Below are 16,711 nucleotides of genomic sequence, written 5' to 3'. Positions count from 1 at the left end.
ATGCCACAGCTCCCCGCTCCCGACTACCCGGCCGATGTGCGCGCCAGGCTGGAAGCGGACGCCAAGGAGATCATCGGCCGCTACCCCGGCTCCCGGTCCGCGCTGCTTCCGCTGCTGCACCTCGTGCAGTCCGAGGAGGGGTTCGTCTCCCGCACGGGGATGGCCTTCTGCGCCGAGCTGCTCGACCTGACCACCGCCGAGGTCACGGCCGTCGCGACCTTCTACTCCATGTACCGCCGCAAGCAGGGCGGCGACTACCAGGTCGGCGTCTGCACCAACACGCTCTGCGCGGTGATGGGCGGCGACGCCATCTTCGACGCGCTGAAGGAGCACCTCGGCGTCGGCAACAACGAGACGACCGAGGACGGCAAGGTCACCCTCGAACACATCGAGTGCAACGCGGCCTGCGACTTCGCGCCCGTCGTGATGGTGAACTGGGAGTTCTTCGACAACCAGACGCCGGACAGCGCCAGGCGGCTCGTCGACGACCTGCGCGAGGGGCAGACCGTCCAGCCGACCCGCGGCGCGCCCCTGTGCACGTACAAGGAGACGGCGCGCATCCTCGCCGGCTTCCCCGACGAGCGCCCCGGCGCCGTCGAGGCCACCGGCGGCGCCGGGCCCGCGTCGCTGATCGGGCTGCGGCTGGCCAAGGGCGAGACACCCGAGCCGCGCGTGGTGCGCCCGCGCGACTCCGGCGCAACGAGTCCCTCCGGGACACCGGAGACATCGCCGCAGCAGACCTCGGCCTCCGACCCGGACCACCCGGCAGGACCCGCAGCCGAGGAGGGGGAGTGATGACGATGGCCGCCGCGCTCAACGAGAACGGGACCAGCCCCGAGAAGATCCTCGCGCCCGTGCTGTCCGCCTTCTGGGACCAGCCGGAGTCCTGGACGCTGGAGACCTACGAGCGGCACGAGGGATACGAGGGGCTGAAGAAGGCCCTCGCCATGCCGCCCGACGACGTCATCGCGTACGTCAAGGACTCGGGCCTGCGCGGCCGTGGCGGCGCGGGCTTCCCCACCGGGATGAAGTGGCAGTTCATCCCGCAGGGTGACGGCAAACCGCACTACCTCGTCGTCAACGCGGACGAGTCGGAGCCGGGCACCTGCAAGGACATCCCGCTCCTCTTCGCCAATCCGCACTCCCTCATCGAGGGGATCGTGATCGCCTGTTACGCGATCCGGTCGCAGCACGCGTTCATCTATCTGCGCGGCGAGGTCGTCCCCGTACTGCGCAGGGTGCAGGAAGCCGTGCGCGAGGCGTACGCGGCGGGGTACCTCGGCAAGAACATCCTGGGCAGCGGGCTCGATCTCGATGTCGTCGTGCACGCGGGCGCGGGCGCGTACATCTGCGGTGAGGAGACCGCGCTGCTCGACTCCCTGGAGGGCCGTCGCGGACAGCCCCGGCTGCGTCCTCCCTTCCCGGCGGTGGCGGGCCTCTACGCCTGCCCCACTGTGGTGAACAACGTCGAGTCCATCGCGTCCGTTCCCGCGATCCTCAACCGCGGCAAGGACTGGTTCAAGTCGATGGGAAGCGAGAAGTCCCCGGGCTTCACGCTCTACTCGCTCAGCGGGCACGTCACCAGCCCCGGCCAGTACGAGGCCCCGCTCGGCATCACGCTGCGCCAGCTGCTCGACATGAGCGGCGGCATGCGGGCGGGCCACCGGCTCAAGTTCTGGACGCCCGGCGGCTCCTCCACCCCGATGTTCACCGACGAGCACCTCGACGTCCCGCTGGACTACGAGGGCGTGGGCGCCGCCGGATCCATGCTCGGCACGAAGGCGCTCCAGTGCTTCGACGAGACCACCTGCGTCGTACGGGCCGTCACCCGCTGGACCGAGTTCTACGCCCACGAGTCCTGCGGCAAGTGCACGCCGTGCCGCGAAGGCACGTACTGGCTGGTGCAGTTGCTCCGCGACATCGAGGACGGCAAGGGACAGCTGTCCGACCTCGACAAGCTCAACGACATCGCCGACAACATCAACGGCAAGTCCTTCTGCGCGCTCGGCGACGGTGCCGCGTCCCCGATCTTCTCCTCGCTCCAATACTTCCGCGAGGAGTACGAGCAGCACATCACCGGCAAGGGCTGCCCCTTCGACCCCGCGAAGTCCACCGTCTGGGCAGACCGGAACCCGCACCTGGAGGTGAACGCATGACCGTGACGACGAGCGCTCCCTCCGGCGGCGGCGAGGCGGCGGTCCCGCCCGAGGATCTCGTCTCGCTGACCATCGACGGCATCGAGATCTCCGTCCCCAAGGGGACCCTGGTGATCCGCGCCGCCGAACTCCTCGGCATCGAGATCCCGCGCTTCTGCGACCATCCGCTCCTCGACCCGGCCGGCGCCTGCCGCCAGTGCATCGTCGAGGTGGAGGGCCAGCGCAAGCCGATGGCCTCCTGCACCATCACGTGCACCGACGGCATGGTCGTCAAGTCGCAGCTGACCTCCCCGGTCGCCGAGAAGGCCCAGCGCGGCGTGATGGAGCTGCTGCTCATCAACCACCCGCTGGACTGCCCGGTCTGCGACAAGGGCGGCGAATGCCCGCTCCAGAACCAGGCCATGCAGGTCGGCGACCCGGACACCCGCTTCGAGGGCAAGAAGCGGACGTTCCAGAAGCCCGTCCCGATCTCCACGCAGGTGCTGCTGGACCGCGAGCGGTGTGTGCTGTGTGCGCGCTGTACGCGGTTCTCCAACCAGATCGCGGGCGATCCGATGATCGAGCTGATCGAGCGGGGCGCGCTCCAGCAGGTCGGCACCGGCGAGGGCGACCCCTTCGAGTCGTACTTCTCCGGGAACACCATCCAGATCTGTCCGGTCGGGGCGCTGACCTCGGCCGCGTACCGCTTCCGCTCCCGCCCGTTCGACCTGGTGTCCTCGCCGAGCGTCTGCGAGCACTGCGCGGGCGGCTGCGCCACCCGGACCGACCACCGGCGCGGCAAGGTCATGCGGCGGCTGGCCGCCAACGACCCCGAGGTCAACGAGGAATGGCTGTGCGACAAGGGGCGGTTCGGCTTCCGCTACGCGCAGAAGCCCGACCGGCTCACCACCCCGCTCGTCCGCAACGAGGACGGTGTCCTCGAACCGGCGAGCTGGCCCGAGGCGCTGGAGGCCGCCGCCCGCGGTCTGGGCGCCGCGCGCGGCCGGACAGGGGTCCTGGCGGGCGGCCGGCTCACCGTCGAGGACGCCTACGCCTACGCCAAGTTCGCCCGGGTCGTCCTCGGCACCAACGACATCGACTTCCGCGCACGCGTGCACAGCACCGAGGAGGCCGACTTCCTGGCCGCCCATATCGCCGGCCACGGCCGTGACCTGGACGGTACGGGGCTCACGTACACCACGCTGGAGAAGGCTCCGGCCGTGCTCCTCGCGGGCTTCGAGTCCGAGGAGGAGGCGCCCGGCGTCTTCCTGCGGCTGCGCAAGGCGCACCGCAACCACGGCCAGCGCACCTTCTCGCTCGCCGCGTACGCCACCCGCGGTCTGGAGAAGGCCGGCGGCACGCTGCTGCCGGCCGCGCCCGGAACCGAGACCGAATGGCTGGACGCGCTGGCGGCCAACCCGGTCAGCGCCGGACTCGAAGGGGACGGCGAACGGGCCTCCCGGGCGCTGCGCGAGCCGGGCGCCGTGATCGTCGTCGGCGAGCGGCTCGCGGCCGTACCCGGCGGGCTCACCGCCGCCGCGCGGGCAGCCACCGCGACCGGCGCGAAGCTGGTGTGGATCCCCCGGCGGGCCGGCGAGCGCGGCGCGGTGGAGGCGGGCGCGCTCCCGTCGCTGCTGCCCGGCGGCCGTCCCGCCACCGACCCGCGGGCCCGTGAGGAGACCGCGGCGGTCTGGGGCGTACGCGAACTGCCGCACCGCTACGGCCGCGACACCGGCCAGATCATCGAGGCCGCCGCCACCGGCGAGCTGGCCGCCCTGGTCGTCGCGGGTGTGGAGGTCGCGGACCTGCCCGACCCGGCGGGCGCGCGGGCCGCGCTGGACGCCGTCGGCTTCCTCGTCTCGCTGGAGCTGCGGCCCAGCGAGGTCACCGAGCGGGCCGATGTGGTCTTCCCGGTGGCGGCCGTCGCGGAGAAGTCCGGCACGTTCCTCAACTGGGAAGGCAGGGCGCGGCTGTTCGAGGCCGCGCTGAAGCCGGAGCAGATGACCCGGCGGCTGGCCCCGGCCGACGCGCGGGTGCTGCACATGCTGGCCGACACGTTCGCCGCCGTCGCGGCCACCGAGGACGCCGGCGTATCCGGCGACTTCGGACTGCCGGACCTGAGGGCCGTACGCACCGAGCTGGACCGGCTCGGCCGCTGGGAGGGTCCGCGCGCCGACGAGCCGCTGGAACCGTCCCGTCCGGTGCCCAGGCCCGGCGACGGCGAGGCGGTCCTCGCGGGCCACCGGCTCCTGCTGGACCTCGGCCGTCTCCAGGAGGGCGACGACGCGCTGGCGGGCACCCGGCACGCGGCGGTCGCCCGGCTCTCCGCCGTGACGGCCGCCGAGACGGGCGTCAAGGACGGCGACGAGCTGTCCGTCACCGGCCCGCTGGGCACGGTCACGCTCCCGCTCCAGGTCACGCGGATGCCGGACCGGGTGGTCTGGCTGCCGCTCAACTCCACGGGCGGCGGGGTCCTCGCGGACACCGGCTCCCGCCCCGGCACGCTCGTCCGTATCGGCCCGGCCGAGGCAAGGGACGCGGCCACGGAAGCACCGGAGGTGCGCGCATGACCGCCCTCGCCCAGTTCGCGGCGGCCCCGGGGACCGTCCTCGCCGCCGAGGACCTGTCGATGTTCGGCCGCGACCCGTGGTGGCTCGTGGTCGTCAAGGCCGTGTTCTGCTTCGCGTTCCTGCTGCTGACCGTGCTCTTCGCCATCGTGTGGGAGCGCAAGGTCGTCGCCTGGATGCAGCTGCGCATCGGCCCCAACCGGCACGGCCCCTGGGGCATGCTCCAGTCGCTCGCCGACGGCGCCAAGCTGATGTTCAAGGAAGACATCATCGTCAAGCGCGCCGACAAGGTGGTCTACGTTCTCGCGCCGATCATCGCGGCGGTGCCGGCGTTCATGGCGATCGCCGTGATCCCGTTCGGCCCGGCCGGCAACGAGGTGTCGATCTTCGGCCACCGCACCACGATGCAGCTGACCGACCTGCCGATCGCGATGCTCTACATCCTCGCGGTCGCCTCGGTCGGGATCTACGGCATCGTCCTCGCGGGCTGGTCCTCGGGGTCGACGTATCCGCTGCTCGGCGGATTGCGCTCGTGCGCGCAGATGATCTCGTACGAGATCGCCATGGGCGCCGCGTTCGCGTCGGTGTTCCTCTACTCGGGGTCGATGTCGACCTCGGCGATCGTCGAGGCCCAGGCCGACCGCTGGTACATCATCCTGCTGCCGGTCTCCTTCATCATCTACATCGTCACGATGGTGGGCGAGACCAACCGCGCCCCCTTCGACATGCCGGAGTCCGAGGGCGACCTCGTCGGCGGCTTCAACACCGAGTACTCCTCGATCAAGTTCGCGATGTTCATGCTCGCCGAGTACATCAACATGGTCACCGTCTCGGCCGTCGCGACCACGCTCTTCCTCGGCGGCTGGCGCGCTCCGTGGCCGATCTCCACGTTCTGGGAGGGCGCGAACCACGGCTGGTGGCCGCTGCTCTGGTTCGTGATCAAGGTCCAGCTGCTGCTGTTCTTCTTCATCTGGCTGCGCGGCACGCTGCCGCGCGTGCGCTACGACCAGCTGATGAAGCTCGGCTGGAAGGTCCTCATCCCGGCGTCGGTGGTCTGGCTGATGGTCGTCGCGACCGTACGGGCCCTGCGCAACGAGAACTACGGCTTCCAGTCGATCGTGCTGTACGTCCTCGGGGCGGTCATCGCGATCCTGCTGCTCTCCTTCGTCGCGGACATCTTCCGCGACAGGAAGGAGAAGGCCGCGGCGGCGAACGAACCGGAACCCCCGGCCTTCGACCCGATGGCGGGCGGATTCCCCGTACCGCCGCTGCCGGGACAGGAGTTGCCGCCCGTACCGCGCAGGCGGCCACGACGTGACCGCGAGCTGATTGTCAGTGGCGGGGGCAATACTGTGAGTGACGGTACCGAGAGTGACGGAAAGGAGGCTGACAGTGTCTGACTCTTCGCCGGGGGACATCCCGCGTCCCCCCCGGAATCCGGTGGCCGGCTTCGGCGTGACCTTCAAGGCCATGTTCAAGAAGCGGCTGACCGAGCAGTACCCGGAACAGCAGAAGGTGACGGCGCCGCGCTTCCACGGCCGGCATCAGCTGAACCGGCATCCGGACGGGCTGGAGAAGTGCATCGGCTGCGAGTTGTGCGCCTGGGCGTGCCCGGCGGACGCGATCTACGTGGAGGGCGCGGACAACACGGACGAGGAGCGCTACTCCCCGGGGGAGCGCTACGGCCGCGTCTACCAGATCAACTACGCGCGCTGCATCCTGTGCGGTCTGTGCATCGAGGCGTGCCCGACCAGGGCGCTCACGATGACCAATGACTTCGAGCTGGCCGACAGCTCCCGCGAGAACCTGATCTATACGAAGGAGCAGCTTCTCGCGGGCCTCCAGGAAGGCATGGTCGAGTCGCCGCACTCGATCTTCCCCGGCACCGACGAACAGGACTACTACCGGGGGCTGGTCACCGAGGCCGCGCCGGGTACGGTCCGGCAGGTCGCGGTGAGCAAGGGCGAGAAGCCGACGGACGAGGAGGCCGGTGCATGAGCCTGCTCGCCGCGTCCTCCCTCTCGTCCGTCACGTCTGTTTCCTCTTTCACCTCCGCTCCGTCCTTCACCGCCGCCGCCACGACGACCTCGACCGGCGAGGCCGTCCAGTTCTGGATCCTCGGCACCGTCGCCGTGATCGGCGCGCTCTGCACGATCCTGATGAAGAAGGCCGTGCACAGCGCGCTGTGCCTGGCCGCGACGATGATCATCCTCGCGGTCTTCTATCTCGCCAACGGCGCCTATTTCCTGGGCGTGGTGCAGATCGTCGTCTACACCGGCGCGATCATGATGCTGTTCCTCTTCGTGGTCATGCTGGTCGGTGTCACCGCCGCCGACTCCCTCAAGGAGACGCTGAAGGGCCAGCGCTGGTGGGCCGCCGCCTGCGGGCTCGGCTTCGGTGTCCTGCTCATCGGCGGGATCGGCAACGCCTCGCTGAACTCCTTCACCGGGCTCGGCCAGGCCAACGCCGGCGGCAATGTCGAGGGACTGGCCGCCCTGATCTTCACGCGGTACGTCTTCGCCTTCGAGATCACCGGCGCGCTGCTGATCACCGCGTCGGTCGGCGCGATGGTGCTCACGCACCGCGAGCGCACCGAACGGGCCAAGACCCAGCGGGAGCTGGCCGAGGAGCGCGTACGCAAGGGCACGCAACTGCCCCCGCTGCCCGCCCCCGGTGTCTACGCCCGGCACAACGCGGTGGACATCGCCGGTCTGCTGCCGGACGGCACCCCGTCCGAGCTGACGGTCAACAAGACGCTCAAGGACCGCGGACAGATCCGCGATGTGTCGAACGAGGCCATCGCGGATCTCAAGGCGCTGGAGCAGCGGTCGTCGGAGCGGCTGGGCCGCGAGGATGAGGAGGTCAAGCGATGAATCCGGTCAACTACCTCTATCTCGCCTCGCTGCTGTTCACCATCGGCGCGGCCGGGGTGCTGATCCGGCGGAACGCGATCGTGGTGTTCATGTGCGTCGAGCTGATGCTGAACGCCTGCAACCTCGCGTTCGTCGCCTTCTCCCGGATGCACGGCAATCTCGACGGCCAGATCATCGCGTTCTTCACGATGGTCGTCGCCGCCGCGGAGGTCGTGGTCGGGCTCGCGATCATCGTGTCGCTGTTCCGTTCCCGCCACTCGGCCTCGGTCGACGACGCCAGCCTGATGAAGCTCTGAGGGGTCGCTGAATCGTGGAGAACTTGATTGCGCTGCTCATCGCGGCGCCTCTGCTCGGAGCGGCGGTCCTGCTGTGCGGCGGGCGTCGGCTCGACCGCGTGGGCCACTGGCTCGGCACACTGCTGGCCGCCGCGTCCTTCGTGATCGGTGTCGTGCTCTTCAGCGACATGCTCGGCAAGAGCGGTGAAGGGCGCTCCCTGCACCAGCATCTGTTCAGCTGGATCCCCGTCGAGGGGTTCCAGGCGGACATCGCCTTCCAGCTCGACCAGCTGTCGATGACCTTCGTCCTGCTGATCACCGGCGTGGGCACGCTCATCCACATCTATTCGATCGGGTACATGGAGCACGACGAGCGGCGCCGCCGCTTCTTCGGCTATCTGAACCTGTTCCTGGCGGCGATGCTGCTGCTGGTCCTCGCCGACAACTACCTGCTGCTGTACATGGGCTGGGAGGGCGTCGGGCTCGCCTCGTACCTGCTCATCGGGTTCTGGCAGCACAAGCCCAGCGCGGCCACGGCCGCCAAGAAGGCGTTCCTGGTCAACCGCGTCGGCGACATGGGTCTGTCGATCGCGATCATGCTGATGTTCACCACCTTCGGGACCTTCGCCTTCGGCCCCGTCCTGTCGTCCACGGGCGACGCGACGGAGGGCAAGCTGACGGCGATCGGCCTGATGCTGCTGCTGGCCGCGTGCGGCAAGTCGGCGCAGGTGCCGCTGCAGTCCTGGCTCGGTGACGCGATGGAGGGCCCGACCCCGGTCTCGGCCCTGATCCACGCGGCGACGATGGTGACGGCGGGCGTCTATCTGATCACCCGCTCCGGCGCGATCTTCAACGCGGCGCCGGACGCTCAGCTGGTGGTCGTGGTGGTCGGCGCGGTGACGCTCCTCTTCGGTGCGATCGTCGGTTGCGCGAAGGACGACATCAAGAAGGCCCTCGCGGGCTCGACGATGTCGCAGATCGGCTACATGATCCTGGCGGCGGGCCTCGGCCCGATCGGCTATGTCTTCGCGATCATGCACCTGGTGACGCACGGCTTCTTCAAGGCCGGGCTCTTCCTCGGCGCCGGCTCGGTCATGCACGGCATGAACGACGAGGTCGACATGCGGAAGTACGGCGGCCTGCGGAAGTACATGCCGGTCACGTTCGTCACGTTCGGTCTCGGCTATCTGGCGATCATCGGCTTCCCCGGCCTGTCCGGCTTCTTCTCCAAGGACAAGATCATCGAGGCCGCCTTCGCCAAGGGCGGCACGGAGGGCTGGATCCTCGGCGCCGTCACGCTGCTGGGCGCCGCGATCACCGCGTTCTACATGACGCGCGTGATGGTGATGACGTTCTTCGGCGAGAAGCGCTGGCAGCCCGACGAGAAGGGACACGAGCCGCATCCGCACGAGTCCCCGAAGTCCATGACCATCCCCATGATCATCCTGGCCTTCGGCTCGGTCTTCGCCGGCGGGTTCTTCTCCATCGGTGACCGCTTCCTGCACTGGCTGGAGCCCGTCACCGGACACTCGCACGGGAACCCGCCGGTCAGCGCGGCCACCGTCACCACCGCCACCGTCGTCGTGATGGTCCTCGGGGTCGCCCTCGCCTGGTTCATGTACGGACGCAAGCCCGTGCCGGTGACCGCCCCGCGCGGCTCGCTGCTCACCCGCGCCGCCCGCCGCGATCTCCTCCAGGACGACTTCAACCATGTGGTCCTGGTCCGCGGCGGCGAGCACCTCACCCGCTCCCTGGTCTATGTCGACCATACCCTGGTCGACGGCGTGGTCAACGGCACCGCCGCGTCGTTCGGCGGGCTCTCCGGCCGGCTGCGCAAGCTGCAGAACGGCTACGCCCGCACCTATGCGGTCTCGATGTTCGGAGGTACGGCAGTGCTCATCGCCGCGACCCTGCTGATGAGGGCGGTGTAACGGACATGTCGTTCCCGCTCCTGACGGCGACGGCCGTGCTGCCCGCGGTCGGCGCGATCGTCACGGCGGCCGTCCCGGCCGCCCGGCGCACCGCCGCCAAGTGGCTGGCGCTGGTCTTCTCGCTCGCCACGCTCGTGCTGGCCGCCCTCGTGGTGGTCCGCTTCGAGCCCGGCGGTGCCCGCTATCAGCTCACCGAATCGCACGCCTGGATCTCGGACTTCGGGGTCCGTTACGAACTGGGCGTGGACGGCATCGGGGTGGCGCTCCTCGCGCTGACCGCGCTGCTGATCCCCTTCGTGATCCTGGCCGGCTGGCATGACGCCGACCCGCTGGAAGAGGTGAACCCGAACCGCCGGTGGCGGCCGACCCAGGGCTTCTTCGCGCTGATCCTGATGGTCGAGGCGATGGTGATCCTCTCCTTCGAGGCCACCGACGTCTTCCTCTTCTACATCCTCTTCGAAGCCATGCTCATCCCGATGTACTTCCTCATCGGCGGCTTCGGCGACCGCGCCCACAGTGGCGGGGACGAGGCGGCGGCCACCCAACGCTCGTACGCGGCCGTCAAGTTCCTCCTCTACAACCTGGTCGGCGGCCTGATCATGCTGGCCGCCGTCATCGGGCTCTATGTCGTCGCGGGCAGCTTCTCGCTCTCCGAGATCGCCGAGGCGCGGGCCAACGGCTCGCTGTCCATCGCGACCGACACCGAGCGGTGGCTCTTCCTCGGCTTCTTCTTCGCCTTCGCGGTGAAGGCGCCGCTGTGGCCGCTGCACACCTGGCTGCCCAACGCCATGGGCGAGGCCACCGCGCCCGTCGCCGTACTGATCACCGCCGTGGTCGACAAGGTCGGCACGTTCGCGATGCTGCGCTTCTGCCTCCAGCTCTTCCCCGAGGCGTCCAAATGGGCCACCCCGGTGATCCTGGTGCTCGCGCTGATCAGCATCGTCTACGGGGCGCTGCTCGCCGTCGGCCAGCGGGACATGAAGCGGCTGATCGCGTACGCGTCGATCTCCCACTTCGGCTTCATCATCATGGGCATCTTCGCGATGACCAGCCAGGGCCAGTCGGGCGCCACGCTCTACATGGTCAACCACGGGATCTCGACGGCCGCGCTGATGCTGGTGGCCGGCTTCCTGATCACCCGGCGCGGCTCGCGGCTCATCGCGGACTACGGCGGTGTGCAGAAGGTCGCGCCGGTTCTCGCGGGGACGTTCCTGATCGGCGGGCTCGCGACGCTCTCGCTGCCGGGGCTCTCCCCGTTCGTGAGTGAATTCCTGGTCCTGGTCGGCACGTTCAGCCGGTATCCGGTGATCGGCATCATCGCCACCATCGGCATCGTGCTCGCCGCGCTCTATGTCCTGGTGCTGTACCAGCGCACGATGACAGGACCGGTGAAGGCCGAGGTCAGGACGATGCCGGATCTGCGCGTCCGGGAGCTGGTGGTCGTCACCCCGCTGATCGCGCTGCTCCTCTTCCTGGGTGTCTATCCGAAGCCGCTGACCGAGATCGTCAACCCGGCGGTGGAGCACACGCTCTCCGACGTACAGCAGACCGATCCCAAGCCCGAGGTGGAGGCCGCTCCATGAGTGCGACTGTCGTCCACAGCCTGTGGACAACGACGGCGGCCGACGGGATCACCAAGATCCCGGCCCCGAACATCGAGTACGCGCAGCTGTCACCCGTACTGATCGTGCTGGGCGCGGCGGTCCTGGGCATTCTGGCCGAGGCGTTCGTCCCGCGCCGGGGCAGGTACCACACCCAGCTGTTCCTCTCCGTGGTCGCCCTGGCCGCCGGCTTCGCCGCGGTGGTCGGGCTCGCGGCCGGCGGCTACGGCACGACAAAGAAGCACATCGCGGCCATGGGCGCCATCGCCGTCGACGGCCCGGCGCTCTTCCTCCAGGGCACGATCCTGCTGGCCTCGATCGTCGCCGTGTTCACCTTCGCCGAGCGCAAGCTCGACCCGGAGGCCCACGGCAACCGCGTGGACTCGTTCGTGGCGCAGGCCGCGGCCGTACCGGGCAGCGACAGCGAGAAAGCGGCGGTCAAGGCGGGGTTCACCACCACCGAGGTGTTCCCGCTGGCCCTGTTCGCCGTCGCGGGCATGCTGGTCTTCCCGGCGGCCAACGATCTGCTGACGCTCTTCATCGCGCTGGAAGTCTTCTCGCTCCCGCTCTACCTCCTCTGCGCCCTCGCCCGCCGCAAGCGGCTGATGTCGCAGGAGGCGGCGGTCAAGTACTTCCTGCTGGGCGCCTTCTCGTCGGCGTTCCTGCTCTTCGGGATCGCCCTGCTGTACGGGTACGCGGGCTCCGTCTCGTACGCGCGGATCGCGGAGGTCGTCAGCGGTACCGCGCAGAACGTCAGCCCGGCCCTCGCCGGCACCATGGGCAATGACGCGCTGCTGCTGATCGGCGGCGCGATGGTGCTGATGGGGCTGCTCTTCAAGGTCGGCGCGGTGCCGTTCCACATGTGGACCCCGGACGTCTACCAGGGCGCGCCCACACCGGTCACCGGCTTCATGGCCGCGGCGACCAAGGTGGCCGCCTTCGGCGCGCTGCTGCGGCTGCTGTACGTCGTGCTGCCGGGGCTGCGCTGGGACTGGCGCCCGGTGATGTGGGGTGTCGTCATCGTCACGATGCTGGGCGGCGCGATCGTCGCCATCACCCAGACCGACATCAAGCGCCTCCTGGCGTACTCCTCGATCGCGCACGCGGGCTTCATCCTGGCCGGTGTGATCGCGGGGACGAGCGAGGGCATCTCGTCCGTCCTCTTCTATCTGGCGGCGTACTCCTTCGTCACGATCGGCGCGTTCGCGGTCGTCACGCTGGTGCGCGACGCGGGCGGCGAGGCGACCCATCTGTCCAAGTGGGCCGGGCTCGGGCGGCGTTCACCCCTGGTGGCGGCGGTCTTCGCGGTCTTCCTGCTCGCCTTCGCGGGTATCCCGCTGACCTCGGGCTTCTCCGGGAAGTTCGCGGTCTTCAAGGCGGCGGCGGACGGCGGCGCGGGTGTGCTGGTCGTGATCGGTGTGATCGCCTCGGCGATCGCCGCGTTCTTCTACATCCGGGTCATCGTGCTGATGTTCTTCAGCGAGCCGAAGCCGGAGGGGCCGACGGTCGCGGTGCCGTCGGTGCTGACGACGACGGCGATCGCGGTGGGCGTCGCGGTCACGCTGGTCCTGGGCGTGGCCCCGCAGTACTTCCTGGACCTGGCGGGCCAGGCGGGCGGGTTCGTCCGGTAGAGCGCCGTCGCTTGAGACAGAGCCGGCTGCCCGGCACCCGTCGCGGGTGCCGGGCAGTCTCGTCCGGTGCAGGACAGCCCGGTTCAGGCGGGCACGATACGGCCCCTGACCTCGCCGAGGCCGACCCGGGTGCCGTCGGGACCCGGGGCCCAGGCGGTCAGGGTGACCTCGTCGCCGTCCTCCAGGAACGTCCGCTTGCCGGCGGGCAGTTCGAGGGGCTCGGTGCCGTTCCAGGTGAGTTCGAGCAGGGAGCCGCGCTGCTCGCGCGCGGCGCCGCTGACCGTGCCGGACGCGAAGAGGTCGCCCGTACGGAGCGAGGCGCCGTTGACCGTCATATGGGTCAGCTGCTGGGCCGCCGTCCAGTACATGGTGGAGAACGGCGGCTCCGAGACGACCTGGCCGTTGAGCGCGACGGAGATCCGCAGGTCGAAGCCGCCCGGCTCCTCGTCGTCGGAGTCGTCCAGATAGGGGAGGAGCTCGGTGGTACGGGCCGGGGGCGCCACCCGGGCCGCGTCCAGGGCCTCCAGCGGGGTCACCCACGCCGAGACGGACGTGGCGAAGGACTTCCCGAGGAACGGGCCGAGCGGTACGTACTCCCACGCCTGGATGTCGCGCGCCGACCAGTCGTTGAGGAGCGACAGCCCGAAGACATGGTCACGGAAGGACGCCTGGTCCACCGGACCGCCCTGCCGCGAGGGCGTGCCGACGACGAAGCCGACCTCCGCCTCGATGTCGAGCTTGGCGGAGGGGCCGAAGACCGGAACCGGGTCGGCGGGCGCCTTGCGCTGGCCCGACGGGCGCGTCACGTCCGTACCGGACACGACGATCGTGCCCGCCCTGCCGTGGTAACCGATCGGCAGATGCTTCCAGTTGGCGGGCAGCGCGTCTCCGTCGGGGCGGAAGATCCGGCCCACATTGGTGGCGTGGTGCTCGCTCGCGTAGAAGTCGACATAGTCCGCGATCTCGTACGGCAGATGCAGTGTGACCGAGCCGAGCGGATGGAGCAGGGGCTCTATGTCCGCGCGGTGCGCGGGCACCGTGACCCACGCGGTGAGGGCCCGGCGGACATCGCGCCAGGCCGTACGGCCCGCCGCCATCAGGGGGTTGAGGCTCGGCCTGGCCAGCAGTGCGGCGTACGGGGAGCCCAGGGCGTGCGCCGCCGCTCCCGCGTCGAGCACGTGGTCGCCGATACGGACCCCGAGCCGGCGGCGGTCGGGCTCGTCGGCGGTGGAGAACACTCCGTACGGGAGGTTGTGCGGACCGAAGGGGTCTCCCTCGGCCGGTTCGAGCGGGCTCTGCTCGGGCATTGGTGCTGCCTCGCTTTCCGGATCGATGCAGGACACGTTACGTCGCTGTTGCCCAGCCGCGGCAGTGGTGAAAAGTCCGGCTTGACCCAAAGGTGCGGACTGTGACGGGTAGTTCGCGGAGCGTACCCGCGGTAGCCCCCGCGGCGGACCTGTTCCACCGTCAGATCGCCGCCGCTCGGGCCGTTCGCGCCGCCTGCGCCGCGCACACCGCCTGCGCAGCCCGCGTCGCCCACACCGTCCGCGCTCACCCGCGTTCGCCCGCGCGCGATCAACCCGCCGTGCGCGGAACGCGTTTCTCCCAGGTCCGGTGGAAGACCACCTCCGCGCCGTCCCGGCAGATCACCTCGTTGGACGTGATGAAGTCGTCCACGTCGCAGCTGATCTCGGAGCGGGTCTCGACCCGCGCGTCCCAGGCCGGCTCAGGCCGGTGGAGCCGGATCCGCCAGTCCGAGCGGGCGGTGGCCGACAGCGGGTCGCTCTCCTGGATCGTGTACGTCTCCAGCGCGTCCTCGGTGAATTCGAGACCGTCCGGATAGACGCGGGTACCGCCGTAGCGCGGATCGACCTCCAGCCGCCACAGCCCCCGCGCCACGTCCCGGGTCACCAGCCGCTCGGGCCGCTCCTCGTCCAGCGTCGCCGGCGAGACCACGCCCATCGGTTCGGCCTGCTCGGGCGGTTCGAACGAGATCGCCCGGTCAGCGGCGGCGGTGGCGGCGGTGGCCGTACGGACCGGGAGTTCGAGCGAGCTGCCCGCCGGGTCCAGGGTGAAGCCCGCCGACTCCGCGCGCGGCCAGATCCACGGCCAGTACGCGGACGAGACCGCGAGCCTGATGCGGTGTCCCGGCGGGAAGGTGTGCCCGATGCCGTTCAGCTCGAAGGTGACGTCCTCGGTCGCGCCCTCGGGCCAGGGCGTGATCCGGTCGCGGCCCTTCCTGGCCGACAGATTGAGGACACCGCGCGTGACGAGGGTGGACGAGCCGTCCGGCGCGACATCGCAGAGCCGGGCGATCGCCTGTCCCGAGGGGACGTCGAGCCGCAGCCGCAGCCGGACGCGCGGGCGGCCCAGGATCTCGGTCAGCCCGCCGGTGACGGGGATTTCGAAGCAGGCGGACTTCGCGTCCTCGTCGCGCTGGTCGGGCGGCAGGTCCGCGTCGTTGCCGAACGGGAAGAAGCGGCCCGCGTCCAGACCCGTCTGCTGCGGGGAGTCGACGACCACCGGCTCGCCCTGGAAGGTGTACGGGACGACGGTGACGTTCGGCGAGGGCCAGGAGGGCTCGCCCGCCCAGCGGCCCGGCAGCTCGGGATAGACGGTCGCGGGCGGGTGCGAGGCGCTGATCCAGGAGCGCAGCGGCGGCTCGGCCATGATCCCCGTGTCCGCGCCCTTCAGCCACTGGTCCCACCAGCGCAGGGTCTCCTGGAGGAAGCCGATCGCCGGGCCAGGCGGCAGCCCCCGGTCCGGGTACTGATGCGACCAGGGGCCGATCAGCCCCCGTACCCGCGCCGGGTCCAGGTGCTCGACGAGCCGCAGCACGGTGTCGCGGTACGGGTCGTGCCAGCCGCCGACGGCCAGGACCGCCGCCTCGATCGCGCCGTAGTCCTCGCAGACGCTGCCGTGCCGCCAGTACGCGTCCCGGGTCTGGTGGGCCAGCCAGGTGTGGATGAAGGGCTCGACGGCTTCGAGGCGGTCCAGCCACATCTCGCGCCAGCCCTCCCCGGCGAACACCGGGTCCGGCGGGCGGGCGGCGAAGGCCAGCATCGTCGCCGCCCAGGCGTGCATGTCCACGGCGAGGACCGAGCCGCCCATGTAGTGGACGTCGTTGTCGTAGCGGTCGTCGGACGAGCAGACGGTGACGATGGCCTTCAGGGGCTCCGGTGCGAGGGCGGCGAGCTGGAGTGCGTTGAAGCCGCCCCAGGAGATCCCGAACATGCCCACGCGGCCGGTGCACCAGGGCTGCGCGGCGAGCCAGTTGATCACCTCGACGCCGTCGGCCAGCTCGGTCGCGTCGTACTCGTCCCCCGGCAGCCCCTCGCTGTTGCCGTGCCCGCGCACATCGACCCGTACGGACGCGTAGCCGTGGCCCGCGTACCAGGGGTGGCGCTGCCAGTCGCGCGGGGCCGTCCAGTCGGTCAGCCGGTACGGCAGATATTCGAGCAGCGCGGGGACGGGCTCGTCCGTGACCGGGCGCCAGACGCGCGCGTACAGCCGGGTGCCGTCGGGGAGGGGGATGCGCAGGTCCGTGTGGGTCGTCTCGTACGGGAAGTCGGTGCGGATGGTGGGGGGCATACCGGTCACCGGCGACCTGGCGTGCTTCCCGCTCGGAGACCCTGGGCCTGCCCTGGGGTTCCTGCGGTGCGGATGCTGCTGAGGGTGCGGATGGGGCGGACATGAGG

12 protein-coding genes are annotated in these 16,711 nt (G+C 70.1%); 10 read left to right on the top strand and 2 right to left on the bottom strand.

What is annotated here, in order from left to right; all coding sequences use genetic code 11:
* Genes nuoE through nuoN form a run of 10 tightly spaced genes read left to right on the top strand, consistent with a single transcriptional unit; the run spans position 1 to position 13,013 of the window.
* Positions 1-795 carry an NADH-quinone oxidoreductase subunit NuoE gene (nuoE, locus tag CU044_RS36410; protein ID WP_129773346.1) on the top strand — a complete coding sequence of 265 codons (795 nt, stop codon included), beginning with the start codon at positions 1-3 and terminating at the stop codon, positions 793-795.
* Positions 795-2,156 carry an NADH-quinone oxidoreductase subunit NuoF gene (gene nuoF, locus CU044_RS36405; RefSeq protein WP_129773115.1) on the top strand — a complete coding sequence of 454 codons (1,362 nt, stop codon included), beginning with the start codon at positions 795-797 and terminating at the stop codon, positions 2,154-2,156. The genes nuoE and nuoF overlap by 1 nt, the downstream gene beginning before the upstream one ends.
* Positions 2,153-4,705, top strand: a complete 2,553-nt coding sequence (locus CU044_RS36400) for an NADH-quinone oxidoreductase subunit G (RefSeq protein WP_129773114.1) — start codon at positions 2,153-2,155, stop codon at positions 4,703-4,705. Before nuoF ends, CU044_RS36400 begins: the two co-directional genes overlap by 4 nt.
* Positions 4,702-6,102 carry an NADH-quinone oxidoreductase subunit NuoH gene (gene nuoH / locus CU044_RS36395; RefSeq protein ID WP_129773112.1) on the top strand — a complete coding sequence of 467 codons (1,401 nt, stop codon included), beginning with the start codon at positions 4,702-4,704 and terminating at the stop codon, positions 6,100-6,102. The genes CU044_RS36400 and nuoH overlap by 4 nt, the downstream gene beginning before the upstream one ends.
* Positions 6,095-6,700, top strand: coding sequence for an NADH-quinone oxidoreductase subunit NuoI (gene nuoI / locus CU044_RS36390; protein ID WP_193564164.1), 606 nt, complete (start codon positions 6,095-6,097; stop codon positions 6,698-6,700). The genes nuoH and nuoI overlap by 8 nt, the downstream gene beginning before the upstream one ends.
* On the top strand, positions 6,697-7,575 hold the full coding sequence (locus CU044_RS36385; protein ID WP_129773110.1) for an NADH-quinone oxidoreductase subunit J: 879 nt from the start codon (positions 6,697-6,699) through the stop codon (positions 7,573-7,575). The genes nuoI and CU044_RS36385 overlap by 4 nt, the downstream gene beginning before the upstream one ends.
* Positions 7,572-7,871 carry an NADH-quinone oxidoreductase subunit NuoK gene (nuoK, locus tag CU044_RS36380; RefSeq protein ID WP_129773108.1) on the top strand — a complete coding sequence of 100 codons (300 nt, stop codon included), beginning with the start codon at positions 7,572-7,574 and terminating at the stop codon, positions 7,869-7,871. Before CU044_RS36385 ends, nuoK begins: the two co-directional genes overlap by 4 nt.
* Before the next feature lie 14 nt (positions 7,872-7,885).
* The gene (gene nuoL / locus CU044_RS36375) at positions 7,886-9,781 is read left to right on the top strand and encodes an NADH-quinone oxidoreductase subunit L (protein WP_129773106.1); all 1,896 of its coding nucleotides are present in this window, start codon (positions 7,886-7,888) and stop codon (positions 9,779-9,781) included.
* Positions 9,782-9,786: 5 nt separating this feature from the next.
* A complete protein-coding gene (locus tag CU044_RS36370; RefSeq protein WP_129773104.1) occupies positions 9,787-11,364 on the top strand; it encodes an NADH-quinone oxidoreductase subunit M in 1,578 nt (525 codons plus the stop codon).
* Complete coding sequence (gene nuoN, locus CU044_RS36365; RefSeq protein ID WP_129773102.1) at positions 11,361-13,013, top strand: NADH-quinone oxidoreductase subunit NuoN; 1,653 nt, start codon at positions 11,361-11,363, stop codon at positions 13,011-13,013. Before CU044_RS36370 ends, nuoN begins: the two co-directional genes overlap by 4 nt.
* An 83-nt stretch (positions 13,014-13,096) precedes the next feature.
* Here the strand turns inward: nuoN and fahA are convergent, their stop codons facing one another.
* Positions 13,097-14,320, bottom strand: a complete 1,224-nt coding sequence (gene fahA, locus CU044_RS36360) for a fumarylacetoacetase (protein ID WP_129773100.1) — start codon at positions 14,318-14,320, stop codon at positions 13,097-13,099.
* A gap of 268 nt (positions 14,321-14,588) precedes the next feature.
* Positions 14,589-16,604: a CocE/NonD family hydrolase gene (locus tag CU044_RS36355; RefSeq protein WP_129773098.1), complete on the bottom strand. Its 2,016-nt coding sequence runs from the start codon at positions 16,602-16,604 to the stop codon at positions 14,589-14,591.
* Between the last annotated feature and the right edge of the window lie 107 nt (positions 16,605-16,711).

This window comes from Streptomyces sp. L-9-10 (genome assembly GCF_004151105.1).
GTDB lineage: Bacteria > Actinomycetota > Actinomycetes > Streptomycetales > Streptomycetaceae > Streptomyces.
Note: the sequence above shows the minus strand (reverse complement) of the source record. Positions and strands in the feature narration are given on the sequence as shown.

Coding starts and splice junctions, on each gene's coding strand:
- CU044_RS36370 (WP_129773104.1), top strand. CDS start 9,787: ATGTCGTTCCCGCTCCTGACGGCGACGGCCGTGCTGCCCGCGGTCGGC.
- nuoH (WP_129773112.1), top strand. CDS start 4,702: ATGACCGCCCTCGCCCAGTTCGCGGCGGCCCCGGGGACCGTCCTCGCC.
- CU044_RS36355 (WP_129773098.1), bottom strand. CDS start 16,604: ATGCCCCCCACCATCCGCACCGACTTCCCGTACGAGACGACCCACACG.
- nuoN (WP_129773102.1), top strand. CDS start 11,361: ATGAGTGCGACTGTCGTCCACAGCCTGTGGACAACGACGGCGGCCGAC.
- CU044_RS36385 (WP_129773110.1), top strand. CDS start 6,697: ATGAGCCTGCTCGCCGCGTCCTCCCTCTCGTCCGTCACGTCTGTTTCC.
- nuoE (WP_129773346.1), top strand. CDS start 1: ATGCCACAGCTCCCCGCTCCCGACTACCCGGCCGATGTGCGCGCCAGG.
- CU044_RS36400 (WP_129773114.1), top strand. CDS start 2,153: ATGACCGTGACGACGAGCGCTCCCTCCGGCGGCGGCGAGGCGGCGGTC.
- fahA (WP_129773100.1), bottom strand. CDS start 14,320: ATGCCCGAGCAGAGCCCGCTCGAACCGGCCGAGGGAGACCCCTTCGGT.
- nuoF (WP_129773115.1), top strand. CDS start 795: ATGACGATGGCCGCCGCGCTCAACGAGAACGGGACCAGCCCCGAGAAG.
- nuoK (WP_129773108.1), top strand. CDS start 7,572: ATGAATCCGGTCAACTACCTCTATCTCGCCTCGCTGCTGTTCACCATC.